The organism is Clostridium sp. LXY-7 (assembly GCF_056172015.1).
Genome location: NZ_JBLLJL010000001.1, coordinates 304466 through 325394, shown reverse-complemented (window position 1 = coordinate 325394; position 20929 = coordinate 304466). Strand labels below are relative to the sequence as shown.

Here is a 20929-nt window from a genome sequence, read left to right as displayed (position 1 = left end):
ACTTAATATTATTGTCGCTAATTGTACTATTTGTAAATCTATTTGTCAATAAACTTATTGTATTTTAATTGTACTTTTTTCAAAATAATGCACAATTTCATACATAATATATGCAATAACTGAAAGTATTACTACACTCATCATCACCATATCTAATTGTGCAACCTGACCTCCATAAACTATAAGAAATCCTAATCCATCCTTTGCCACCAAGAATTCACCCATAATTACTCCTACCCAAGAAAGCCCTACATTAATTTTTAATGCTGATATAAAAGTAGGTCTAGTAGCAGGTATTATTAAGTGATTTAAAATCTGTAGTTTTGATGCTCCAAAGGTTTTTAGAAGTTTTATCTTATCTTCCTCTACCTCTCTAAACCCTGATAGAACACTAATGATAGTAACAATTATGGAAATTAAAAGCGCCATTATTATTATTGCCTCCATACCATTACCTACCCAAAATATAATAATAGGTCCTAATGCTACTTTAGGTAATGCATTTAACACTACTAAATATGGATCTAGCACTTTAGAAAGAAAATCTGACCACCAAAGTACTATAGCAACTACAGTTCCCAGCAGAGTTCCTATGGTAAATCCTAGAATTGTTTCATAGCAAGTTACCCAAATGTGTTTTAGTAAACTTCCTTCTCCGTAAAGGGTAAGCATACTCTGAAACATCCTGGATGGTGTGCTTGTTAAAAAAGGATCTATTATATTTAAATTACCTAATATCTCCCACAACAGAAAGAATAATACTAATATAAGTATTCTAGAAGTAGCAATTAATCTCTTTCTAGCAGTAACCTTTCTAATATATTCTTTATGCTCGTTGCTTTCCATTTTCATCATATTCCATCTCCTTCCATATAGCATTAAAGTAAACCCTAAAATCGCTGTGTTCTCTACTCTTTAAAGGAGATAGATTTTCATTATGAAAACCTATTTTTATCTCTTTTTTTATATTAGCAGGCCTTTTAGATAATATTATTACCTTAGATGACATAGATACTGCCTCAGAAATATCATGAGTTACCATAATAGCAGTTTTTCCTTCTCTCTTTATGATTTCATAAATTTCATCACTTACATTTAACCTAGTTTGATAATCTAATGCTGAAAAAGGCTCATCTAATAACAATACCTCTGGATTCATGGCTAAAGTTCTAATTAGTGCCACCCGTTGTCTCATTCCACCAGATAGCTCTCTTGGATGATGATTTCTAAAATCCCATAAGCTATAATTCTTTAATAATGTCTTAAGTTTCTCTTTTGATTCTTCATTAAGCATCTTTTTTATCTTTAATCCTAAACTCACATTCTCCCACACTGTTAACCATTCAAAAAGATGATCTCTTTGAAACATATACCCAAGCTTATCAGAATAGCCATTATGAATCTCTCCATCTATATAAACCTGTCCACTTGATGGAGTCATAAGTCCAGATATTATATTTAAAAGTGTTGATTTACCACATCCTGAAGGTCCAACAATACTAACAAAATCACCCAGTTCTACTTTAAAGCTAATATCCTTTAGTGCCACAGTTTCTCCTTTTAGAGAGTGATAATTCATGTATATATCTTTTGCTTCTACTTTTGTCACACAACCATCTCCCTTTTGTTTTAGGCTATACTTCAATATATGTATTTATATGAAATGTTGTTATAATTTAGAGTCTAATTTATGTAGTATTTTAGTATCTTATAAAAAAGCTATGTTCTAAATCAAGATTAAAATCTTGATTTAGAACATAGCTTTTTCTATATTTATATATATATATCAGAGAACTCAATGTTAACTTTTTCTATCATATTATTTATTTTTGATTGTGTTTTTTCTTCGTCACTATTCTCCTCTATGTTCTCTTCACTTATCGGAAATTCTAATATAAATTCTGTTCCTTCTCCCACAACACTCTTTAAATCTATATTTCCTTTTTGAATTTCAATAAGCGCTTTAACTAGTGATAATCCAATACCACTACCTTCATTATTCCTAGACATTCCATTATCAGCTCTTTGAAATCTTCCGAATATTTTTCCTAAAAACTGATTTGGTATTCCGATTCCATTATCTTTAATAACCATTCTTACTTTATTTTTACTTATTTTGTAAATATTTATCTTAATAAATCCATTTTCCTTTCCATACTTTACTGAATTAGATAATATATTTAGAATAATTCTTTCAATTAAATTAAAGTCACACCTTACATATATTTCTTCATCTTCAGTATCGAAAATTACATTTATACCTTTATTCTCAGCATAACTCACTACAGATAAAGTTATGCATTCCACAAGAGAAACTATATTTTCAACCTTAAACACTGGCTTCAAAAAACCAGAATCTATCCTGGTCATATCTATAATATTATTGGTTATTCTAATAAGTCTCAGACAATTCTGCCTTATAATTTTATTGTATTTTAAAAGTTCATTAATATCCATTTTATCTATGTAAGTATTCTCCATTTGAACTGCTGAAAATATTACATTTATAGGAGTTCTTAATTCGTGAGATATATTTGCTAAAAACTCATTCCTTATCTTGTTCTCCTCTTCTCTTTTCATTAATCTTTCTTCCCTAAATTTAATTTCTTTTCTCTCTGTAATATCAATATAGATTCCTACCATTCTAAGAGGCATATTATTTTCATTTCTCTCAACAATATCACCTCTAATAACAATCCACATCCAATTTTCATCTTTTGCTTTCATCCTTAGTTCACATTCATAGTTTTCTAACTCGCCTTTAAGATATGCCCTCATGGCCTCACCTGAGCCTTTTAAATCTTCCTCATGAATTAATTGTTTCCATGTATTGTAATTGATAGTGTTGGTATTTTCTATATTATACCCTATAATTTCCATCCACTTTTTATCAATTAACATATTCCCACTTTCTATATCCCAATCCCAATAACCTATTTTAAAGTCTTCTATAGCAAATCTTAATCTTGCTTCATTTTCTCTTAACTGTCTTTTCATTAATTTAATTTCAGTTATATCATTAGCTATACCTACTCCATGACATACATTATCTTGGTTATCAATTATAGAATTATATTTTACGTTAGACATACAATTCTCTATAAAATCTTCATACTCATAGTTATTACCTTGTAAAATCTTGGTGGTAATCTTCTCACATCTAGGGCTAAACTTAGAATCAAATATAAACATTTCCTCTTTAACTGCTTCCTCTAATTCAATTTTCTCAGTGCATTTTCCATTCTTATTAATTTCCCTTATAGTTACATTTGTATCTTTCAGTACATTCTTCATTTGTTCTATGTACTCTCTACTATTAACTTCATTCGCTTCTTTAAATACAAAAAATATATGCTGATCTTCGTTCCATGTCCCTAGAAAAATATTCACATCTGTAATTATATATTTACACGAGTTAAATTTTAATTTTATAGATTTTTTTTCTATATAATTTTCTTTTGCCTCATCTAAATTAGCTATTATCTCATCAATATTACTATAATTTATATAATTAAAAATATTAGTTCCAATCAGTTTATTTCTAGAACATTGAAAAACTGCTAACATACTGCTATTTACATGAACAATTGTTCCTAAGGAATCTATAATGAAGGCATAATCATACATTTTATCAAATAATAAGTCTAAGGTGTAGTCATAATCATAATTATTTATCATATCTTTGCATGCCATAAAAATTCTCTCCTCTAACCATGATATATCTCATAAAATCAACAAATCAAATAAATATACATTCTTCTAATATTTACTATATATTATATTAAATTCTATTTATATATAATTATATATATTATTCTAGGTAAACTTCAAAGGAAACCGTATTACAAAATATTTATAATAAGTAGTGAAAAAAACACATATTTACAATTGATAAATTTTATTAATATTATTTTTAAAATATATTATATACAATATGATTGCCATAGAAATTACCATGAATCCACTTGAACATAGATAATTTTTATATCTACATTTATAACAAAAATTTTACTTAATCATAATTTAAATACTATAAAGTACGTTTTTTATATGAAATTTCTCTTAAATGTCAATTTCAGTAATTAATTATAACTATTTATAATATAGTTATATTTAGGTATAGTGTTGAAATTTTGAATTTTTATTGAGGATAAATCTATCCTATTATAGAAAGGCTTATAAAAAGGAGAAGCCATCGCTTCTCCTTTTTATATTTATACCAAATTATTACTTCTCTTGACTGAATGCTTGCCTTTGATAATCTTTCTAGTAGTGCTGAAGAAACCTTAGAGTACATAGATAAAAATGTAATCAATAACAGATAACTTCATTCATCATTCTTTACAATTATAATCTCTTTACATATTAATTCTATTATTAATCCAATTTCTTAATGATAGAATCAATTTAATTAACATACTTTATGAAAATCTTTATATTTATAATATATATTAACCTATAATATCCTCAAACTTTAAACTCATAACCATTCTATCTTCACCTATAATAGTGTTTTCAAATATGGAATTTGCATTGTGTAAAAACTCCCTAGGCTCTAACATAGCTGGACTAAAGTGAGTTAAAAGTAACTTCTTAACATTTCCTTTTCTAGCAAGTTTTGCCCCTTCACTAAAGGTCATATGTTTATTCTTTATAGCTTTATCTATATCTACATCTTCTCCATAAGTACCTTCACAAATAAATAAATCACTTTCCACAATAAAATCTACCATGGTATCTAGTGGTCTACTATCTGTTATAAGACTTACCTTAATTCCCTTTCTTTCATCACCTAAAACCATATCTCCTGTATATTTTTTCCCTTCAAATTCACCCTCTTGCTCCTTTTGAAGCCTATTCCATAATAGCTTTGGTATGTTATTCTCTAATGCCTTTTCCACAGAGAATTTTCTATCTCTTTTAATATAAAAATTATAGCCTAAACAAGGCGCTGAATGGTCACACTGTAAGGTTTCCATAATTATTTTTCCCTTTTCATCTACTACCTCTAAGCCATCTTTTCCAATATCAAACTCTACTTTAGAAGGATTCTCTATTATATTAATATCATAGGGTAAATATTTTGCTATAACCCTAAGGCCTTTTACCACCTCTGTTATGCCTTCCGGTCCTATTATTGTTAAAGGGCTAGTTCTTTCACTATTCCCTAGGGTTGCTAATAATCCTGGTAGTCCTACAATATGGTCTCCATGACAGTGAGTTATGCATATAATATCTAGAGATTTAAAACCCCACGCTACCATTCGCATAGAAACTTGAGTTCCTTCTCCTACATCTATTAATATTTTTCTTCCTTTAAAGTTAATTAAGGTTGAAGAAAGACATCTAAATGGCATTGGCATTCCTCCACCACAACCTAGCAGACAAATATCTATCATAATTTCACTTCCTCTATAATAGTTTAAATATATATTGTAATTTAAAAACAGTAACCATGATAATCGATAGCTGCTGCTTTTCTAACTTCTTCAGCCTTCTTTACTGTTTCTATAGCTACTAGTTCAGTGTCAACTCTATTCTTTAACTCAGTAGTTCTTTCCCTTTGTTCATCACTTAGCTCTTTTAAGTTTATTTCTTCTATTAATTTGTTAGCCTCTTCATATTTCTTAGTTTCAACTAAGTTATTTACTTTCTCTATACCAATATTGATCTCTTCTCTCAATTTAATAGCATTATCAATATGGACTCTTAATTCTTCCACATCTTTTTTTAAATATTTATATTCACCATATTTACTATTTACTTTATATATATTATCCTTTGCTAATTCTAAATTATTATCCTGAAAAGCAGCTTTCCCATCTAGGTATGCCATAATCATCTCTTTAAGACTAATAGCCTCTGCATTTAATGATAGATGGAAGTGATAATGCTGTTATACTCATCATAAAGGAAAGTATTGTTCCAAGCCCCATCTCTATTTGTAATAATTAGTCCACTTTACGATAGTATCTTCATGTGATATGAAAGAGCTGGTTGTGTAATATTAAAACTCTCTAATATGCTACAAGCATATAGTTCTCTATCAGATAACATATGTATAATTTTTATCTCAAAATAGAAAAGATCAGATTTCTCTGACCTTTTCTTTCAACCTCTCTTGAAAACCATTATCTTATATTATTTAAACACTAATAACAAGCTTTAAACTTCCATTATTATTGGCATAATTATTGGTCGTCTTTGAATTTTCATATATACAAACTGTGCCAGTGAATTTCTAACAGTGAATTTTATGTTTGCCCAATTTATAGTTTTATTTTTTAAACTATTTTCAACTTCTTCCCTTACAATATTTCTTGCTTCATTAATTAGGCTTTCAGATTCCTTAGCATAAATAAATCCTCTAGTTATTATATCTGGTCCCGCAACTATGCTATAAGATGCCTTTTCTATTGTAATTACTACTGTTAAAATACCATCTTGAGACAATAATTTTCTATCTCGTAATACTATACTTCCAACATCTCCTACACCAAGACCATCTACCATTATTGCTCCTGTTTGAACTTTACCCGATATCCTTGCTTCTTTATTGTGTACTTCTAATACTTGCCCAACCTCTCCTACAAAGATGTTTGACTTATCCATTCCTAGCTTTTCAGCTAATATTCCATGCTGGATTAGGTGTCTGTATTCTCCATGTACTGGCATAAAATATTTAGGTTTAACTAAGGTATGAATCAATTTTAATTCCTCTTGACATGCATGTCCTGAAACATGGACTTCTTCTAAAGAATCATATATAACATCAGCACCTCTTTTAAACAAATCATTTATAACATTTGATATACACTTTTCATTCCCTGGTATTGGAGACGCAGATATGATCACTAAATCTCCTTTTGTTATTTGAATACTTTTATGTATTCCTGCTGCAATTCTTGTAAGTGCAGACATAGGTTCACCTTGACTACCAGTTGTTATTAATGTAATTTTTTCACTTGGATACTTGTGGATTTGATCTATATTAATAATAATATCTTCAGGAATATTTAAATATCCAAGTTCCATTGCTACTTTGGATATTTTTTCCATACTTCTTCCACTAAAAGCTATTTTTCTTCCATATAAAATAGATGCATTTGCAATTTGTTGTAATCTATGAATATTGGATGCAAAGGTTGCCACTATTACTCGTCCCGTTGCTTTTCCAAAGATTTTATTAAGAGATTCCCCTATTACTTTTTCTGATATTGTATATCCAGGGCGCTCCACATTAGTACTATCAGCAAGAAGTAATAACACCCCTTGTTTACCTAATTTTGAAAACCGCTCTAAATCCATAATTTCTCCATCGATAGGAGTATAATCTATTTTAAAATCTCCTGTATGCACAATCCTTCCAATAGGTGTATGTATAACAATAGCACAAGAATCTGGAATGCTATGGCTATTTTTTATAAATTCTACACTTATATTTTCTAATTTAACAACACTTCCTGATTTTACAACATTAAGTTCACAGTCTGAGAGCAAATTATGTTCTTCCAACTTATTTTTAACTAATCCCAAAGTTAAGGGTGTTCCATATACTGGAACATTAAGTTGTTTTAATACATACGGCAATGCACCTATATGATCCTCATGTCCATGAGTTAAGAAGAAACCCTTTACTTTCTCCTTATTTTCCAATAAATAAGTTATATTGGGGATAACTAAATCAACACCATACATATCAGCTCCTGGAAAAGAAATACCACAATCTATTACAATAATTTCATCTTTATATTCTATAACTGTGATATTCTTACCAATTTCCCCTAAACCACCTAGTGGAATAACCTTAATTCTATTTTTAATCTTACTTTTCAATACATATCCTCCTCAATAAATAAAAATCATTCCCTATACACTGATTTACTACTGTTTTATTTCTTTATATTACTAAATTAATCCTTGTATATACGTATGTTTCTATATTCTCTCTCCACGTTTTAATTTTTCAATAAATTCTGATAAGTCACTTTTCTTTAATCTCCAATGTCTCCCAATTTTGAAAGCAGGGATTTTTCCTTCTTGAACTAATTTATAAGTAGTAACTTCACTTATTTTAAGATACTCAGCAACCTCACTAACTGTCATAATCTCATCATCATTTATATTTTCATTCATTATTATTTTCTCCTTTTTCTCTTGATTATTTCTCACACCTGATTTTAGCTTGAATAATAGATACCCAATTTTATAAATTGTACTTTCAACTTACATTGTATATATTTCATTATTATCATTTCTATAAATTAAATTTTCAATATACATTAGTCCACGGATACTATACTCAAAAGTATCTAAAAGTTCATTATTTTTCATTAAACATATAATTTTATTCTGATCAAATTATTCTTTTTAACAACATTACTAGTATTTTAAATTTTATAACACTCATCATTTACTTAATTCATGTATTATTATATATAATATGTTATATTTAATCAATCTGTATTATAATATAATTTTCTAAAATTAATATAATTTCAGTAAAAATAATTAAACAATAAATAAATATAAATGGTTATACTCAAAAGGATTTATTGTATATAAATTGTAATAAAGTTTCTACATTACAAATTAATTGATATGAGCTTCATATTATTACTGCAAATGGTATTCGCAGTAATAATATGAAGCTCAATTTCAACAATTTATTAAATATACTTATAATATGAATTATCTTTATTACAACTTATATATTTAAAAATAATTATAAAATATAAAAAGTCATGATATACAATATACTAGAAAAAGAGTTATTCCAATAAAAAAATAAGATGAATTAATTCTTTAGTTCCATTTTTTCTCCTATAATCTCATTCCAATTATTAATTATAGGCTTAATTATGTTTGGTCCTATTCTTGATATGAATACCAATTGCGAAGTTTCTTTAGTTTCACAAGGTTTATAATCTATGTTTTTTCCAACTACATCTACTTGGTGCCATCCTTCCTCTAATTGAAAGAAGCCTTTAATTCTATAACTATCTGTTTTTATAATATTTAAGAACTTCTCAAGCTTATTCTTCTCAACTATTCCATTAAAATTCATGGTTAAGCTTTTAGGTTTAGTCTCTGCTGTATTAGTACTTTCTTCTCCTTCAGCCCATTTATTCTTTAATAAATCTTTCCCCAAAAAGTCCATACTAAATTCTCCAAAGGAACATGTCACTATATCACATATTGGATTTATTTTTCTAGTCTCTTCAATTACCTTCTGCAACTCACTTTCGCTAATCAAATCTACTTTGTTTATTATAGCCATATGACAATGCTTTAATTGACGATTAACAGTTTCCAAATCTTCAAGTTGTTCTACAAAATTAACTCCATCAATTAAACATAGAACACCTTTAAAATCATAAACATCTCCTTCTAGAACCTTAACCTCTTCAAGTATTTCTTCTACATTAGAAGGATCTGCAAGTCCTGAACTCTCTACAAATAAATATTTCAAATTCACTTTAGACATCTCAGCTAATGCTTGTACGAAAGATACCTTTAAACAAGAACAGAATATTGATCCCCTATTTATTTCTACCATTTCAATATTATCTCTTTTTAATATGGTTCCATCAATACCCAGCTTTCCAAATTCATTTTGGATAACACCAACCTTCTCTTCCTTTAAAATCTCCAATAATCTTAAAAGAACAGTAGTTTTACCAGATCCTAAAAATCCAGTTAAGACATATAAATTAATTTTTTTCTCCATCATTTATTTGCCCCCTTGTATGGTTATATTTATTATATATATTTGCTATATACTTTAATCTATTTAGTTTCTTTATAAAATTTATGCCCTCCTGATAAATTATACACCTTTTTAAAACCATGATCGATCAATATGTTTTGAGCCGCATTTCCAGTTACACCTTTATTACAATATGTTATTGTTAAAATATCCTTATTTAAGGTGTCAAATTCCCCTCTAAGGTCACTGTGTGGTATGTTTATTGCCGTATCTACATGTGCCTCATTATATTGCTTATTTACTCTTGCATCAATAATCTGAACCTTTTCTCCCTTATTTATTAGATTTTCAACCTCTTTACTAGTAATAATTGGTCTGTCATTATTAATTGCATTATCTAATATCATCCCTGTATAGTGAACAGGATCTTTAGTTGTTGAGAAAGGTGGTGCATAAGCTAAATCTAGGTGGAAAAGTTCATCAACTTTTGCTCCATATGTTATTAGGGTAGCAAATACATCTATTCTCTTATCAACGCCTTCATAACCTATGATTTGCACCCCTAATATCTTTTCTGTTCGCTTATCTGCAATGGCTTTTATAAGCATTTCTCTACCATGAAAATATGATGGTTTATCAGGCTTAATATTATGACATACAACAATATCATATCCTTCTGCTATTGCTTCTTTTTCAGATAACCCTGTATTTGCAACAGTAATATCAAAAATCTTAAATATTCCTGTACTTAAATTTCCTTTATATTCTAAAGTACCACATGTAACTACATCTCCTGCAATTCTTCCTGTCTTATTAGCCGTTGAACCTAAGGGTCTATAAATTGGCTTTCCTGTAACCATTGAAAAAGTTTCTATACAATCACCACATGCATAGATATCTTTTATGTTTGTTTCCATTTTAGTAGTTACTTTTATGGCTCCAGTAACCCCAATTGCAATTCCAGCATTCTTTGCTAGGCTAATATTAGGCTTCACCCCTGTAGCCATAATAGTCATGTCACACTTTAATTCTCTCCCATTATTTAAAGTAACTTTACCTTCATCTATTTCCACAATGCTAGTATTTTTTATAATATTAATGTCTCTTTTCTTTAAAGTATTTTCTAAAAAAACTGACATGTCATCATCCAGATTAGGTGTTATTTTACTTTGTTTTTCTATAATAGTTACATCTACACCATCAGACATTAAATTTTCAAGCATTTCAAAGCCAATAAATCCCGTACCAGCAATTACTGCATGTTGTGGTTTTTTCTCTTCCATAAACTGCTTAATATTTCTAGCACTTTGAATATTCCTTAAGAAAAATACATTATCTCTATCTATACCATTTACATCAGGTATAAAAGGTTCAGCACCTGTAGCAATAATCAATTTATCATAGTTATCTATAAAAACTTTATTTGCATGCAAGTTTTTAACTGTAACTTCTTTAGTTTGCGAATTGATATTTAATACTTCGTGTCCAGTAAAGATATCAATGTTATATTTCTTCTTAAAGAATACTGAATCTCTTGGTATAAGTTCTCCAATATCCTCTACTTCTGCACCTATGTAATAGGGAAGTCCACAGCCTGAATAAGATATATCTTTATCTTTTTCATATATAATTATTTCAGCTTTCTCATTGTTTCTACGAGCTTTAGCTGCTGCTGAAGTTCCTGCTGCTACAGCCCCTATAACTAAAATTCTCATAGGATTTTCCTCCTCTATTTACATTCACATTTTGACTTATCCTTACATATACAGTCCTCTGTATCTGTTACAAGGTTCATAAAGAATAACACTAATCTATTACAATTAGAGCTATTCAATGAATAATAATTCCATATTCCTTCTTTTCTAGAATCTACAATACCACAATCAATTAATACTTTCATGTGATGTGATAATGTTGGTTGTGTGAAATTAAAATACTCTAATATATCACAAGCACACCTTTCCCCACAGGATAGAATATCTATTATTTTTAATCTATTTGGATCAGATACAGCCTTCATAATTTTTGAACTTTCTTCATAATTTAAACTCATTTAATCACCTCTTACATATAAATATTTATCTAAACACAATATATGATATCATCTATATTATATCAATAATCACTGTATAAAAACCCACTGTATTAAACAGAGGGCTTTTAATTAGAATGTTTTATCTTATTTGTTATGCCATCTACTTATTTAGGAAACCATTTAGTTGTATTATTAGCAATCTTAACAAGCATTAGCATTACAGGAACTTCTACAAGAACTCCCACAATTGTAGCAAGTGCTACTGGTGATGTTGTCCCAAATAATGCAATTGCTACTGCTACAGATAATTCAAAGAAATTAGATGCTCCAATCATACCTGCAGGTGCAGCAACATTATGGGGTAATTTTAGTACTTTACTTGCCATATAAGCAATAAAGAAAATTAAGAAAGTTTGTATAATAAGAGGTACTGCAATTAAAATAATGTGTAGTGGATTTTCAATAATTACATCTCCTTGGAATGAGAATATAATTATTAAAGTCAGAAGTAATCCTATCACTGTTACATTGTTGAATTTAGAAATAAACTTCTCTTCAAAGTACTCTTTTCCTTTATTCTTAGTAATGACTACTCTTGTTAAAATTCCTCCTAATAATGGAATAACCACGAAAAGAACAACTGACAGAATAAGTGTATTCCATGGAACTGATACATCACTTATTCCTAGTAGGAATTTAACAATAGGTATAAATGCAATAAGAATAATAAGGTCATTAGTTGCAACTTGTACAACAGTGTATGCAGGATCTCCTTTTGTAAGATGACTCCACACAAAAACCATAGCTGTACATGGTGCTGCTCCTAACAATACTGCTCCTGCAAGATAATCCTTTGCAAGATCTGCAGGAATTAATCCTTTAAATATGACATAAAAAAATAATGATGCTATACCAAACATAGTAAATGGTTTAATAAGCCAATTAGTAATCCATGTTACAAATAATCCCTTAGGATTTTTACCTACATTTCTGATGCTTTGAAAATCAACCTTCATCATCATAGGATAAATCATTAACCAAATAAGTATTGCTATTGGAATAGAAACATTCGCATACTCAAACTTACCTAAGAAGTTTGGAACACCTGGAATGAATTTACCAATTAATACTCCCAAAACCATACAAATTGCAACCCATACTGTTAAATATCTTTCAAAAAATCCTATTCCAGATACTTTTTCTTTACTCATATTTATCACTCCTTTTACTCAACTATTTTGTTTTTTGTATAACTCCCTCTATTATCTATAACAATTCCTATCTAATTTATTATTTAAAAAATTCCACTACAAGAATCATTTCATTATTTTGTAGTGGAATTTAAATTTAGATTTTAGTTTATTAGCTGATAAAGTTTATCCCCTTTTATTTCTTCTGGCATCCATTCTATAATGGCAAAGTTTCCTTTTGATATTTCATTGACTTTATTAATCCATTGTACTTCATTGCTTGCTTTTACTTTTAGGATATCGTTGGTTGTATTAGCCGCATAAAAACTTGAATTTATAACCCACCATTTACTATGAATATCAGCTCTATCCAAATCCTTTTGTAATCTCATTGCCTCATTAACTGGAGTTGTTTCAGCTAAGGTTATAATAATAACCTCTGTTTCCTTTTCATCTCTTAGTTTAGGTAAAAGTTTTTTAACAGCTTCTGGAATATCTCCTTGTGAACGTTGTATCTCTTTATGATAGCTTTGAGTGGAATCTAATAGTAATAGTGTGTGACCCGTTGGTGCAGTATCAATAACTACAACTTCATTTTCTGATCTTTCTACTATTTCAGCAAATGCCCTAAATACTGCAATCTCCTGGGTACAAGGAGATCTTAAATCTTCTTCAACATAAGCAATATCATCTTCACTCATGGTTTCCCTTGCTTTCCTTAGTACATCTTCCTTATACTTTTCAAGCTCTTCCTTTTCATCAATATTACTTAATGTAATGCCATGACCTTCTTCTAATACAAATTTTAAATGTGCTGCTGGGTCAGTAGTTGTTAAATGAACTTTCTTACCTTTTTTAGAAAGTCCTATGGCAATTGCAGCAGCTATAGTAGTTTTACCTACTCCACCTTTACCCATTGTAAATATTACTTTTTTCCCACTATTATATAAATCTTCTATTACATAATTTAATCTAGGAATGTTATTAATATTTAACTTTTCATTATTGAACTTAATATTATCCTCCTTTAAAAATGCCCTTACATTTTCTATACCTGTTACATTGTAAGGTCTTAGTGGGATTTCAAAGGTTTCAATATTTTTAATTCCTTCTGGTATATCTTTTAATGCATTTTGTTGCTTATTATAAATAGAAGTCGAAAGATGATCATTATGCTCTTTAAGTACTCCATTTATAACTAAAATTTGATTATTAACTCCTATATCCTGAAGTTCTTTGGATGCCCTCTCTGCTTCCTTTAACGGTGAAACTTCTGGACGTGCTACAAGTATAAGTGTAGTTTTTTCTTTATTAGCTAGAGTACCAACAGCATTTTTATAAACTTCCTTTCTACTTTCTAGTCCTGAAAGCTGTCCAAGACATGATGCACCATGAGTACTTTCACTGATAAAATTACTCCATGCAGAAGGGAGTTGAAGCATCCTAAGTGTATGGCCTGTTGGAGCTGTATCAAATATTATGTGATCATATTCCTCTTCTGCTTTTTCATCAGTTATAAAACTTGAAAATTCATTAAATGCCGCTATTTCAACAGTACATGAGCCTGAAAGCTGTTCTTCCATATTATTTATAACAGTCTGAGGTAGCTTGCCTCTATAAGGAGCTATTACACTTTCTCTATACTCAGCAGCTGCTTCCTCAGGGTCAAAATTTGCAACTATCAAATTAGGTACTTCCTTTATAGGAACTCCTTTATTTGTTAGTTCAGTACTAAAAACATCTTGAAGATTTGAAGCTGGATCAGTACTTATGAGCATAATCTTCTTACCTTCATCTGCTAATGAAACTGCTGTGGCACAAGCCGTTGAAGTCTTTCCAACTCCACCTTTTCCAGTAAAGAATAAATATTTAGTTAGCGTTATATCTGACACATGAAAATTCTTAACCATTTGTACCCCTCTTTTCTATACTAACAACATCCACCATCACAACAGCAACCTTTAGAATTTTTATTTATCTTAATAGTGGTTTTTAAATAATCTTCTGATACCTCAAGTAATTCACAAAATTCCACATTACTTGGATAAGCTTTTGTTTTTACAATTTCTCCATCCACCATTGTAACTGGAAGTACTTCTATTCCACCTTTTTCTAAGGCTTCATTTATTGTTTTGTTATCAATAAATATTTGAGGATTACTAGTAAGGTTATATCTCTCAACTAACACTCCCTTATTTTTTAAATTGTTTAATACAGTTGAAACTCTTAATAATTCTGGGTCTACACCTGGTCCACAAACTCCTGTAGAACAACACATAGCTGGATCGAAGATAATCATTTTTTTCATATTAATTCACTCCTTCTATTTATATTTATATTTTTTTTACAGCCGTATCCTTTATCTATATAATCAATAAAATTTATAATTTAAATCCATTTGATCTTTCTTATATAGATGATTGTCTATATATAATATAGGCAATCATCTATATATTGTCAACACATACTTCTAAATTTAACAAATAATAAGTAAACACATGTATTTATATCTATACATACTTATATTATGTGAATAGTTGAATATTGATAACAAAAATATTAGAGGTAGTAAAATTAATATTCCCTTTACTACCTCTAATATTACCAAATAAAGTCTGGCCACTGGAAAAGTACAAAAATTAGATTTAACTAACAATTTTCAAGATCTATCCACAGTTTTATAGAAAATTTATGGATTTTTCAATTAAATTGTGGATAAATTTTGTATAACATGTACTAATTAACATAATTATAAAAAGTATAGGAAAATATTTTACCATACTAGTTAATTATTTTCTACAAAATCCTTTAAATATACCAAAGTAAATATAAGCTTTGTGCAAAATTAATATATAAAAAAACTGCACTTCTGCAGTTCTTCGTATTAATATTATCTAATTACTTTATTCCCAAATTCATTATTAACTATCTTATCAAATGGTGGTCTAGCCTTTAATAAATCTTTGTTATAAGACTCTATAATATCCATTAGTCTATTCATGTCAGCTTCACTAACTTGTGGAGTCTTAGCATAAGCTTCTATTCTCTTATAGTTTCCAACTACTTTAGCAGTTAGAGCATCATCGCTAGCAGGGAAAAATTGTTTAATAGCTTGAGCTACTTCTTCATCTGATTTTGAGAATATCCATTGTTGTCCCTTATATATAGCTCTCATAAATCTCTCTATTAAGTCTTTATTTTTATCCATGTAAGATTTAATAGTATAGAAGCAAGTATAAAGAATTAATTGATTTATTTGCCAACGTAGGTTTTCCAGTAGTTATAAGTGCTTATTTACTTATAAGACTTGAAAGTAAAATTGTAGGCCTTACATCATCTATAAACAAACTAAACATCATAATTTCAACTAGCCTATAGGTGATTGCGAGAAGGATAGATAACTTCATGGTTGCTAAAAACACCCTATAAAACCTTAGACTCCATCAAATTTTAGAGTATAATTAAAATATAAATTGTAATAATGATACTTCATAGTACAAGTATCTTTTAAAATTAGTCAATTAGGACTTCATATTATTACTGCTCAACAGTTTATTAAACATACTTGTACAATCTAGAAATTTAATTACAACATATATATAATCTTTTGTTAATAAAACCTAAGGAGGACACGAAATGTTTGTTGATTTGCATATGCACTCTTACTTTTCAGATGGAACTATGTCTCCAGAAGAAATTGTAATACAAGGGAAAAAGAAGAATATAAAGATTATAGCCCTTACAGATCATAATTCTTTAGCAGGATGGGAAAGATTTGAGCAGGCTGCTTTAGAGGAAGGACTTATTCCTTTAAAGGGTGTTGAAATTAACTGTAAATATAAAGATAAGATACTTCATTTATTAGCTTATGGCTTTAACGACACCCCAGAACTTCTAGCTCTTATAAACCAGGCAGACCATGAAATGAAACAAATGAGTGTGGATTTAGTAGAAGTTTTAGCTAAAGAGGACCCTAGAGTTTCTTTAGAAGATTTTGAAGCCTATGAGTACAATAGAAGAAATGGTGGATGGAAGGGTCTTCACTATTTATTAGATAGGGGTATTACTGAGGAGCTTTTCCAGGGCTTTAAATATTATAAAGAATTTGGCTGTGACTTTATTGATTATGACTTCCCTTCTTTTCAGGTTTTGTGTAAAGCTATAAAAAATGCTGGTGGCTATAGTGTATTAGCCCATCCTGCAGAATATTATGGATCACTACCTAAGGAAGAACTTTTAGTAATTTTTGAGGACTTAAAAGAACAAGGCTTACAGGGAATAGAGTGTTATTATCCTACCCATAGTCCAATGATGACAGACCTTTGTGTAATCTTCTGTAAGGAAAATAATCTACTCATAACCGTTGGAAGTGATGAACATGGGGAGTTTGGTAAACAGGCTAAAACCTTAGAACAAACCATCGGCTGCATGGGCATAGAAATAGATAAAGTTAAGCTAGGAAATTTATTATAAAAAATACAAACATGTGTTTTATAAAAAGCAAACCTTAAAAAATATGAACAGCATAAAGGAATACCCTATCATAATGCCATAAACATGGAACGCTCTGCCCTAAACACCCTAAAAGGCACCCTTTGAGAAAAGGAAAATTATCTATACAATAGATGATTCAGAAGAAATTTCTAATTTCTCACCATTGTCTCCCAAAGACGAAAATGAAATTGAGAAAAAATCGAAGCTCTAAAGAAGGATTTATCAATATATGAATTAAACTAACAGTTTTCAAAATTTGTCCACAGATTTATATAAAAATCATAGAAATTTCATTAAATTTGTGGATAAATATTGGGATAAGGTGTATTAATTTATATGATTATTAAAAAGCATAGGAAAATATTTTACCATATTGGTTAATTATTTTCTACGATATTCCTTAAATCTGTGAAAGTAAAATTATTGATTTTATATTCTCTTTTATTTTTATTAGTCAATTTTGTTTGTACTTCCATAATCTTTTCTTCAGAACTTATCTTTGCACCTTCAAGCTTAAAAATCATAACTTTAAGTCTCCAATTATCTTCTACTGGTAAATCATCTACATATCCTTGATTTTTTTCATCTGCTAATATTTTTATTTTATCATTAACACCATTTCCTGTAGTGTCTTTCTCTATTGTTTCAATTAATTTAAACTCATAAGAAGGTGAATTTGCATAAATTTTTTCAAATCCTAACAATATGGTTATAAAAAATAAAATAATTATTAAAAACACCCTTCTAAAGCATTTAAATTTTTCCATGGCATCATCAGTTTCCTTTCAACTAATATATAGCTTTAGTATGTACAACGAATTGTACAGGTACTCAAAATAATTCCCCAAAATATTTTTAATCAACTATAAATATATCTGCTCAATAAAAGAATTACTAACCCTTTGACTATTTATAAATATTTAAACAAATATATTTATAAGAATAAAAAAACATAACAATGTATAGTGTTTACGTGGGTTTGATGGATTTTTAGTAGATTCTACTGTATTAGCATTAGAATTAAGAATGCTGAACCGTATCATAAGTAAATAAGGCTTCTAGTCGAAACCATTGAGATTACTTGGATAAAGCTGTTTCTGTGCATAAAAAAACTGTATCACAAGTAATAACATATTTACAAAATATGTTATAATAAAAAAGGTGAGTAATTTTTTAGCTCAAGGCAAATAGTAAATTTATGGAGGGGTTTTATGGCAAAAGCTAGAGTCATTGTCTTTGATTTATTTGAGACCTTGCTTCATGATATTAAATTTGATGTTAATTTAGGTTTATCTTATCTACATGAAAATATTTTATCAAAAGATACTAATAAAGTTGAATTTCTACATTATGCAGCTACTTATTGGAAAGAACTTTATGATAAAAGAAGCAAGGATAATTCAGAACTGGCATTTGAATATGAACTTTTAGATTTTAAAAATAAATATGGTTTTAAAGTAAATTATCCGCTAGAAGAAATTTTATTTAATTGTGCACTTGAAATAAATACTACTGAATTGTTTAATGACACTATTTCTACCTTAGAGCAACTTAAGTTATTAGGAATTCCAGTTTATTTATTAAGTAATTCAATATTTAAAAAGAATGTAATGAAAAAATTTATTAATCAATATGATTTAGAAAAATATTTTGTTAATATACATTTTAGTGCAGATTATAACATAAGGAAGCCACATAAAGATTTGTTTAAAATTGTATTTGATGATATTAAAGAGTATGATGCTAGCATCGATATGAAACAAGTTTACTTCATTGGGGATAATTTTGAAGCTGATATTCTTGGGTCTGAAAATTTTGGCTTTACACCAGTTTTTATAAACCGTAAACTAGATACTGATATTAATAACAAAAATTTTATTGAGATTAAATCGCTAAATGAATTATTAGAAATAATTAGATGAATTTAAATATAAAAAATTATATATGTTTATTTTTAAAAAAGTTGATATAATATAAATAAGAAAAGCTTAGTGTTGGTAGCACTAAGCTTAGTCTTAGAACATTTATTTTGTTTTAGGGCTATTGGATCAAATTAATTAAATATTAATTAAGAAAAAGTGCTACTCTTTGCAGGATGGATCACTTTTTTTCTTTGCTTTTAACTTCTATATCAAGACTAAGAAACTTAATCTCAATTTTTAAATGGTGTATAAAGAGATTATGCTTTAAAACTAAATTTATTACATAAACAATCGATGCAAACTTTATAAAAGTATCAAACATATCCAATAGCACCTACTAAGCTATAATGAAATAATTCACCAATAGCCATAAGGAGGATAAAACGTTCAAAACCTCCGTAGCCATCCTACTACAGCTTTTCTATATTCTAACTTGGATATTACACCATAATTATGTAGAATAAATATAGAGGTATTAAATGGAAAAATCTCATTTATAGTAGTTACGAAGAACCGTATCATAAATGACGTAGATATTTTAAAATTGAATTATAATAAATTTAAGCATAGGAACTTATAATATTTTAATTATAAGCCTCTATGCTCTTTACATATTTTTTTAACATATCTATAAATACTAGTGTACCTTTTGATGGAATGATTCCATTTTGTAAAATATATGAAAAGTTACGTGTATATTGCTGAGTAGTTTTTAAAATAGAAATTTCTTTATTTATTAAGGAGGTTTCGGTAACAAGAGATGATATAAAAGTAATGCCTAAGTTATTTCTAACCGCTTCTTTTACAGAATAATTACTTCCAAATACAATAATATTTTTAGCATTAATATTATTAGAAGCTAAGAAAATGTCTAAATATTGTCTTGTTCCAGAACCAATTTCCCTACTAATCCACCTTTGATTTTGTAATTCCTCAATTTCAAATTTCCTATTAACTAAATAATGATTATAAGGAACAGCGAGGACCATAATATCTTTATAGAAATTATGAACTACAAAATTGGAAGACAGTACTGTACCTTCAACCAATGCTAAATCAACCTGAAAACTTTTAACTTTTTCACAAATATTATGGGTATTTTCAATTACAACTTCTAGCTCTAAATCAGGGTACTCCTTAGCAAATTCGCCCAAAAAGGCTGGCAAAAAATACTCTCCTATTGTAAAACTAGCCCCTATACGTAATCGGCCTTTTATGTTATTTCCATAATCTGATAATTCATCTTTTGTATTTTCTACTAATTTAATAATTTGTCTTGAACGCTCATAAAGTAAATTTCCTGATTCAGTTATATGTATATGTTTTTGATTAATTGAACGTTGTATCAATGTAGTATTAAAATACTCTTCAAGGTGCTTAATATGCAAGCTTACACTAGGTTGTGATAAATTAATAATCTCAGCAGCTTTAGTAAAATTTTTACACTCAACAACTGCTATAAATGTTCTAAGCTCATCAATCAAAAAAAATTCATCCTTTCTTTAAACCATTAGATATATTAATGATTATTATAACACATTTATATTTTACTTATGGTTATATATTTACTTATAATCAA

At 28.6% G+C, this 20929-nt stretch carries 20 protein-coding genes; 3 read left to right on the top strand and 17 right to left on the bottom strand.

The genetic code is table 11. The features are described from left to right. Positions 1 to 54: 54 nt before the first annotated feature. From ACI48Q_RS01680 to ACI48Q_RS01610, 15 genes are all read right to left on the bottom strand, one after another. Positions 55 to 852 (bottom strand): ABC transporter permease, encoded by a 798-nt coding sequence (locus ACI48Q_RS01680; RefSeq protein WP_474918318.1) that lies wholly within the window; start codon positions 850 to 852, stop codon positions 55 to 57. Continuing rightward, positions 827 to 1609, bottom strand: coding sequence for an ABC transporter ATP-binding protein (locus ACI48Q_RS01675; RefSeq protein WP_474917306.1), 783 nt, complete (start codon positions 1607 to 1609; stop codon positions 827 to 829). Before ACI48Q_RS01675 ends, ACI48Q_RS01680 begins: the two co-directional genes overlap by 26 nt. A gap of 164 nt (positions 1610 to 1773) precedes the next feature. Further along, positions 1774 to 3693: an ATP-binding protein gene (locus ACI48Q_RS01670; RefSeq protein WP_474917305.1), complete on the bottom strand. Its 1920-nt coding sequence runs from the start codon at positions 3691 to 3693 to the stop codon at positions 1774 to 1776. Positions 3694 to 4451: 758 nt separating this feature from the next. Further along, the gene (locus tag ACI48Q_RS01665; RefSeq protein ID WP_474917304.1) at positions 4452 to 5399 is read right to left on the bottom strand and encodes a ribonuclease Z; all 948 of its coding nucleotides are present in this window, start codon (positions 5397 to 5399) and stop codon (positions 4452 to 4454) included. 41 nt (positions 5400 to 5440) lie between these two features. Continuing rightward, positions 5441 to 5836, bottom strand: coding sequence for a hypothetical protein (locus ACI48Q_RS01660; protein WP_474917303.1), 396 nt, complete (start codon positions 5834 to 5836; stop codon positions 5441 to 5443). Between the two features lie 125 nt (positions 5837 to 5961). After that, positions 5962 to 6063, bottom strand: a complete 102-nt coding sequence (locus ACI48Q_RS01655; RefSeq protein WP_474918317.1) for an ArsR family transcriptional regulator — start codon at positions 6061 to 6063, stop codon at positions 5962 to 5964. Between the two features lie 102 nt (positions 6064 to 6165). Continuing rightward, positions 6166 to 7836 carry a ribonuclease J gene (locus tag ACI48Q_RS01650; protein WP_474917302.1) on the bottom strand — a complete coding sequence of 557 codons (1671 nt, stop codon included), beginning with the start codon at positions 7834 to 7836 and terminating at the stop codon, positions 6166 to 6168. A gap of 102 nt (positions 7837 to 7938) precedes the next feature. After that, complete coding sequence (locus ACI48Q_RS01645) at positions 7939 to 8136, bottom strand: helix-turn-helix domain-containing protein (protein ID WP_474917301.1); 198 nt, start codon at positions 8134 to 8136, stop codon at positions 7939 to 7941. Between the two features lie 661 nt (positions 8137 to 8797). After that, positions 8798 to 9733 (bottom strand): CobW family GTP-binding protein, encoded by a 936-nt coding sequence (locus ACI48Q_RS01640; RefSeq protein ID WP_474917300.1) that lies wholly within the window; start codon positions 9731 to 9733, stop codon positions 8798 to 8800. 56 nt (positions 9734 to 9789) lie between these two features. Continuing rightward, positions 9790 to 11424 (bottom strand): FAD-dependent oxidoreductase, encoded by a 1635-nt coding sequence (locus ACI48Q_RS01635; RefSeq protein ID WP_474917299.1) that lies wholly within the window; start codon positions 11422 to 11424, stop codon positions 9790 to 9792. 14 nt (positions 11425 to 11438) lie between these two features. Next, positions 11439 to 11762, bottom strand: coding sequence for an ArsR/SmtB family transcription factor (locus ACI48Q_RS01630; RefSeq protein WP_474917298.1), 324 nt, complete (start codon positions 11760 to 11762; stop codon positions 11439 to 11441). Between the two features lie 146 nt (positions 11763 to 11908). Then, positions 11909 to 12955, bottom strand: coding sequence for an ACR3 family arsenite efflux transporter (gene arsB / locus ACI48Q_RS01625; protein ID WP_474917297.1), 1047 nt, complete (start codon positions 12953 to 12955; stop codon positions 11909 to 11911). Between the two features lie 143 nt (positions 12956 to 13098). Continuing rightward, positions 13099 to 14844, bottom strand: a complete 1746-nt coding sequence (arsA, locus tag ACI48Q_RS01620) for an arsenical pump-driving ATPase (RefSeq protein WP_474917296.1) — start codon at positions 14842 to 14844, stop codon at positions 13099 to 13101. A gap of 20 nt (positions 14845 to 14864) precedes the next feature. Continuing rightward, entirely contained in the window at positions 14865 to 15242 is a 378-nt protein-coding gene (gene arsD / locus ACI48Q_RS01615) for an arsenite efflux transporter metallochaperone ArsD (RefSeq protein WP_474917295.1), read from the bottom strand. Between the two features lie 582 nt (positions 15243 to 15824). Then, the gene (locus ACI48Q_RS01610) at positions 15825 to 16109 is read right to left on the bottom strand and encodes a hypothetical protein (protein WP_474917294.1); all 285 of its coding nucleotides are present in this window, start codon (positions 16107 to 16109) and stop codon (positions 15825 to 15827) included. A 71-nt stretch (positions 16110 to 16180) separates the two neighbouring features. Here ACI48Q_RS01610 and ACI48Q_RS01605 point away from each other — a divergent pair, with 71 nt between their 5' ends. Together ACI48Q_RS01605 and ACI48Q_RS01600 are read left to right on the top strand one after the other, a co-directional pair. Then, positions 16181 to 16312, top strand: a complete 132-nt coding sequence (locus tag ACI48Q_RS01605) for a YvrJ family protein (RefSeq protein ID WP_474918316.1) — start codon at positions 16181 to 16183, stop codon at positions 16310 to 16312. Between the two features lie 258 nt (positions 16313 to 16570). Beyond that, positions 16571 to 17407 carry a PHP domain-containing protein gene (locus ACI48Q_RS01600; protein WP_474917293.1) on the top strand — a complete coding sequence of 279 codons (837 nt, stop codon included), beginning with the start codon at positions 16571 to 16573 and terminating at the stop codon, positions 17405 to 17407. A 398-nt stretch (positions 17408 to 17805) separates the two neighbouring features. On the opposite strand, the gene ACI48Q_RS01595 is transcribed toward ACI48Q_RS01600, so the two are convergent. Then, on the bottom strand, positions 17806 to 18195 hold the full coding sequence (locus tag ACI48Q_RS01595; RefSeq protein WP_474917292.1) for a hypothetical protein: 390 nt from the start codon (positions 18193 to 18195) through the stop codon (positions 17806 to 17808). A 444-nt stretch (positions 18196 to 18639) separates the two neighbouring features. Between ACI48Q_RS01595 and ACI48Q_RS01590 the strand changes: the two genes are divergently transcribed. After that, positions 18640 to 19350 carry an HAD family hydrolase gene (locus ACI48Q_RS01590; protein WP_474917291.1) on the top strand — a complete coding sequence of 237 codons (711 nt, stop codon included), beginning with the start codon at positions 18640 to 18642 and terminating at the stop codon, positions 19348 to 19350. Positions 19351 to 19934: 584 nt separating this feature from the next. Here ACI48Q_RS01590 and ACI48Q_RS01585 read toward each other — a convergent pair. Further along, the gene (locus tag ACI48Q_RS01585; RefSeq protein WP_474917290.1) at positions 19935 to 20834 is read right to left on the bottom strand and encodes a LysR family transcriptional regulator; all 900 of its coding nucleotides are present in this window, start codon (positions 20832 to 20834) and stop codon (positions 19935 to 19937) included. Positions 20835 to 20929 lie beyond the last annotated feature (95 nt).

Excerpts from the sequence above, each read along its gene's own strand:
- ACI48Q_RS01680 (WP_474918318.1), bottom strand. The coding sequence starts at position 852 with ATGAAAATGGAAAGCAACGAGCATAAAGAATATATTAGAAAGGTTACT.
- ACI48Q_RS01670 (WP_474917305.1), bottom strand. The coding sequence starts at position 3,693 with ATGGCATGCAAAGATATGATAAATAATTATGATTATGACTACACCTTA.
- ACI48Q_RS01665 (WP_474917304.1), bottom strand. The coding sequence starts at position 5,399 with ATGATAGATATTTGTCTGCTAGGTTGTGGTGGAGGAATGCCAATGCCA.
- ACI48Q_RS01660 (WP_474917303.1), bottom strand. The coding sequence starts at position 5,836 with ATGGCATACCTAGATGGGAAAGCTGCTTTTCAGGATAATAATTTAGAA.
- ACI48Q_RS01645 (WP_474917301.1), bottom strand. The coding sequence starts at position 8,136 with ATGAATGAAAATATAAATGATGATGAGATTATGACAGTTAGTGAGGTT.
- ACI48Q_RS01640 (WP_474917300.1), bottom strand. The coding sequence starts at position 9,733 with ATGATGGAGAAAAAAATTAATTTATATGTCTTAACTGGATTTTTAGGA.
- ACI48Q_RS01635 (WP_474917299.1), bottom strand. The coding sequence starts at position 11,424 with ATGAGAATTTTAGTTATAGGGGCTGTAGCAGCAGGAACTTCAGCAGCA.
- ACI48Q_RS01630 (WP_474917298.1), bottom strand. The coding sequence starts at position 11,762 with ATGAGTTTAAATTATGAAGAAAGTTCAAAAATTATGAAGGCTGTATCT.
- arsB (WP_474917297.1), bottom strand. The coding sequence starts at position 12,955 with ATGAGTAAAGAAAAAGTATCTGGAATAGGATTTTTTGAAAGATATTTA.
- arsA (WP_474917296.1), bottom strand. The coding sequence starts at position 14,844 with ATGGTTAAGAATTTTCATGTGTCAGATATAACGCTAACTAAATATTTA.
- arsD (WP_474917295.1), bottom strand. The coding sequence starts at position 15,242 with ATGAAAAAAATGATTATCTTCGATCCAGCTATGTGTTGTTCTACAGGA.
- ACI48Q_RS01610 (WP_474917294.1), bottom strand. The coding sequence starts at position 16,109 with ATGAGAGCTATATATAAGGGACAACAATGGATATTCTCAAAATCAGAT.
- ACI48Q_RS01600 (WP_474917293.1), top strand. The coding sequence starts at position 16,571 with ATGTTTGTTGATTTGCATATGCACTCTTACTTTTCAGATGGAACTATG.
- ACI48Q_RS01595 (WP_474917292.1), bottom strand. The coding sequence starts at position 18,195 with ATGGAAAAATTTAAATGCTTTAGAAGGGTGTTTTTAATAATTATTTTA.
- ACI48Q_RS01590 (WP_474917291.1), top strand. The coding sequence starts at position 18,640 with ATGGCAAAAGCTAGAGTCATTGTCTTTGATTTATTTGAGACCTTGCTT.